Source organism: Vibrio ichthyoenteri ATCC 700023, from assembly GCF_000222605.1.
GTDB classification, from domain to species: Bacteria; Pseudomonadota; Gammaproteobacteria; order Enterobacterales; family Vibrionaceae; genus Vibrio; species Vibrio ichthyoenteri.
The window spans coordinates 1-915 of sequence record NZ_AFWF01000128.1; the positions used below are offsets into that span (position 1 = coordinate 1).

Genomic DNA, 915 nt, shown 5'->3' on the forward strand with positions numbered 1-915 from the left:
TGCCAGAAAACGGATTGGATGTGCTAAACAGCGATGGCGACAGTGTCGAAGTGGCGCTGGCAAAATCGTTACTTAAGCAGACCCAACACCGTTAATCCCCGACAGGGCACTTGTTGCCCTGTTAGGCTCAAGTGCTCTTACTTAACCAATAGGAGCAAACTATGACACAAACCATCACACAAGGGGCTGCCTTAGCCCTTGCGTATTTTAAAGAGGGGTTTCCCTATCACGAAAACAACCACGTGCTGTTTGAGCAAGTCTCACACGGCGGCGATGTGGAGTTTTTTACTTGGGTATTGGAGCAAATCATTCCCGTAACTGAGAGCTATCTGGAGCAGTATTCCTTAGATGAGCCTGACAAGCTTTATCTATTCTATGGGAACGCTTATCCCGAGCAGTTATCTCGATTACTAGGAAGTAATCCAACCCCAACACAACATGATTTGGAGCAGTGTATAGCGTTAACGCTCAATGTTCTCGCCCAGACCATGCGTGATATACGCCTGTAATTTTTTCACCCTAACCGGGAGCTTGCCTCCCGGTATGCTCCCTTTTATATAAATTGGAGCAAACAATGAAAAACATGAACCACGTCCTCACCGAACTTATGGCTTGGTTAGAAGATAACATGGCCAGTGACAGCGAGCTGCATTTTGACAATGACGGCAAGGTAAACTCAGAAATGGTTTACCAGGCATTGTCCATGCAGCTTACGACTTTACCGCCGTGTGATGCGTTAAAAACACACCTCGCCTTGTCCCATTCGATGTTGGCGCAAGTGTGTCATTTACAACGTGTGCATCGACCTGCACTTGCGTGGCAACCTCAATTGATCACATTGATTGAGCGGAGAACGTCAGGCGGACTCTTTGTGTCCCCGACCACCAACCCAGAGCCGTATCGTGAGTTTCACTA

Annotated in this window: 2 protein-coding genes; both read left to right on the forward strand. The window is 47.7% G+C overall.

Annotation, left to right across the window (positions count from 1 at the left end; genetic code table 11):
- Positions 1-161: 161 nt before the first annotated feature.
- Positions 162-509, forward strand: coding sequence for a hypothetical protein (locus RH85_RS10110; protein ID WP_006712128.1), 348 nt, complete (start codon positions 162-164; stop codon positions 507-509).
- Positions 510-574: 65 nt separating this feature from the next.
- Positions 575-915: DUF957 domain-containing protein (locus RH85_RS10115; RefSeq protein WP_006712129.1), on the forward strand; the 341-nt coding region annotated here is incomplete at its 3' end.

Coding starts and splice junctions, on each gene's coding strand:
- RH85_RS10110 (WP_006712128.1), top strand. CDS start 162: ATGACACAAACCATCACACAAGGGGCTGCCTTAGCCCTTGCGTATTTT.